Genomic DNA, 2,256 nt, shown 5'->3' with positions numbered 1-2,256 from the left:
CGCTCGTCGGGCGCGCTGCCGGGGGTGCTCGCGGCCGGGGCCGTCGCCCAGGTCCTCGCGGCCGCCGAGGAGGCGGCGGAGGAGGGCGGCCCCGTGGCCCTGCGCGACGCCGCGGCGCTCGAGCTCCTCTACGCCACGGGCGTCCGCGTGGGCGAGCTCGTCGGCCTCGACGTCGACGACGTCGACCGCTCGCGCTGGACCGTCCGGGTGATGGGCAAGGGCGCGAAGGAGCGTGTCGTGCCCTTCGGCGCGCCCGCCGACGCGGCGCTCGGACGCTGGCTCGGACGCGGGCGTCCCGCTCTGGCCGGGCCCCGCAGCGGTCCCGCGCTGCTGCTCGGCGCCCGCGGGGGGCGCCTCGACCAGCGCGCCGTCCGGGGCGTCGTGGAACGGATCAGTGGGAAAGTTGTGTCACGACACGTGACTCCACATACGCTGCGTCACAGCGCGGCGACACACCTGCTCGACGGGGGGGCTGATCTGAGGAGCGTCCAGGAGCTGCTGGGGCACGCGAGCCTGGCCACCACCCAGCTCTACACGCACGTCTCCGTGGAGCGGCTCCGCTCGAGCTACCACCAGGCGCACCCCCGTGCCTGACGCCGCCGCCCCGCGCCGCCCGCTACGCCAGGCCCCCGCACGCACCGGGGAGCACCGACCGGAGGAGAGCTCGTGACCCAGCGCACGCCCTCGCCCGGCCGCCCCGCCCCCGCACGGGAGCGAGCGGCCGCGGGCGCCGCCGCCGGCGGGAGCGACGAGCAGCCCCGGGCCGACGACGGCGCCGAGGTGGAGGAGCCGGCCCGCGCCCTCACGCCCGCGGAGGAGGCCGAGGCCGCCGTCCGCGAGCTCTGGGTCGCGTTCAAGACGACGGGGGACGCCGCCGTCCGCGAGCGCCTGATCCTCCACTACTCGCCGCTGGTCAAGTTCGTCGCCGGTCGCGTCGGCGTGGGCCTGCCCTCCAACGTCGAGCAGGCGGACCTCGTCTCCTACGGGGTCTTCGGCCTCATCGACGCCATCGAGAAGTACGACCTCGAGCGCGCCATCAAGTTCGAGACGTACGCCATCCAGCGCATCCGCGGCGCCATCATCGACGAGCTGCGCGCCCTCGACTGGATCCCGCGTTCGGTCCGCAGCAAGGCCCGCGAGGTGGAGAAGACCTACGCCGAGCTCGAGGCGCGCCTGCACCGCACGCCCACCGAGCCCGAGGTCGCGGCGCAGATGGGCATCCCGCTGAAGGACCTGCACCACATCTTCAGCCAGGTCTCCTACGTCAACCTCGTCGCGCTGGACGAGCTGCTCTCCGGCGGCGAGAAGGGCGACAGCCTCTCGCTGGGGGACACGCTCGAGGACACGCGGGCCGAGGACCCGGTGATGGCCTTCGAGGGCGAGGAGACGAAGTTCCTCCTCGCCCGGGCCATCGACCAGCTCTCCGAGCGGGAGAAGATCGTCGTCACGCTCTACTACTACGAGAACATGACCCTCGCCGAGATCGGGCGGATCCTCGGCGTCACGGAGTCGCGCATCTGCCAGATGCACTCCAAGGCCGTCCTGCAGCTGCGCACCAAGCTCGCCGACGTCAGCTGACGCCCCCGGCCCGCGGCGGGCCACCGCCCCGTGCGACGGCGCGGCCCACCTCGGCGGACCCGTGGCCGCGGCCCTCGGCGCGTCCGGCCGGGGCTCGAGCTCCCGCTCCTCCCGCGCCCACCCGGGGGTCCGCGCCGGGGCGAGGGGCAGGAGGACGGGCGGCTCGGGAGGCGCGAGCAGGAGCAGCGGGTCGAGGTAGGCCGCCGCCGCCCCCCGGCCGCGCCGCACGCCCCAGTGGAGGCAGCCCTCCCTCTCGCACCCCGCGTGCGCCGCCGGGGCGCGCAGCGCCACCACCTCGCCCTGGCGGACCGTCGTCCCGACCGCCAGCAGCGGCACGACGGGTTCGAAGGACGACCTCAGGTCCCCGGCGTGGTCGAGCACGAGGACGCCGCGGTCCACCACCGGGCCGGCGAAGCCGACGACGCCGTCGGCGGGCGCGAGCACCTCCTGCCCGGCCCCGGCGCCCACGTCGACGCCGCGGTGCCCGGGCGACCACCGCTGCGCCGGGGCGGCGAAGCCGCGCAGGACCTCGAGCGGCTCGGCGACGGGCGGTCGCCACGGCGTCGTGCGGGCCACGGCTCGCGCCGTGCGCGCCACCGCGACGGGTGGTGCCGGCGTCGCGCCCGTCCGCGCGGCCGGGCGGGGCGGCGCCGACCCCGGGTCGGGCGCCGCGACGGC

General features: G+C 76.6%; 2 protein-coding genes and 2 pseudogenes. 3 read left to right on the top strand and 1 reads right to left on the bottom strand.

The window, feature by feature from the left end:
* Both HLB09_RS16055 and whiG read left to right on the top strand, forming a co-directional pair.
* Nucleotides 1-594 (top strand): tyrosine-type recombinase/integrase (locus tag HLB09_RS16055; protein WP_171204315.1); only part of this gene is annotated, 594 nt, incomplete at its 5' end.
* A 186-nt stretch (nt 595-780) separates the two neighbouring features.
* On the top strand, nt 781-1,578 hold the full coding sequence (whiG, locus tag HLB09_RS16050) for an RNA polymerase sigma factor WhiG (RefSeq protein ID WP_171204316.1): 798 nt from the start codon (nt 781-783) through the stop codon (nt 1,576-1,578).
* Nucleotides 1,579-1,854: 276 nt separating this feature from the next.
* Here the strand turns inward: whiG and HLB09_RS20480 are convergent.
* Nucleotides 1,855-2,022, bottom strand: a pseudogene (locus tag HLB09_RS20480) (M23 family peptidase); the annotation flags it as partial.
* Between HLB09_RS20480 and HLB09_RS18965 the strand changes: the two are divergent.
* Nucleotides 1,948-2,256: pseudogene (locus HLB09_RS18965) on the top strand (hypothetical protein); the annotation flags it as partial. The pseudogenes HLB09_RS20480 and HLB09_RS18965 sit on opposite strands and share 75 nt — an antisense overlap.

It is taken from the genome of Pseudokineococcus marinus (assembly GCF_013004605.1).
In the GTDB taxonomy this organism is placed as follows: domain Bacteria; phylum Actinomycetota; class Actinomycetes; order Actinomycetales; family Quadrisphaeraceae; genus Pseudokineococcus; species Pseudokineococcus marinus.
Note: the sequence above shows the minus strand (reverse complement) of the source record. Positions and strands in the feature narration are given on the sequence as shown.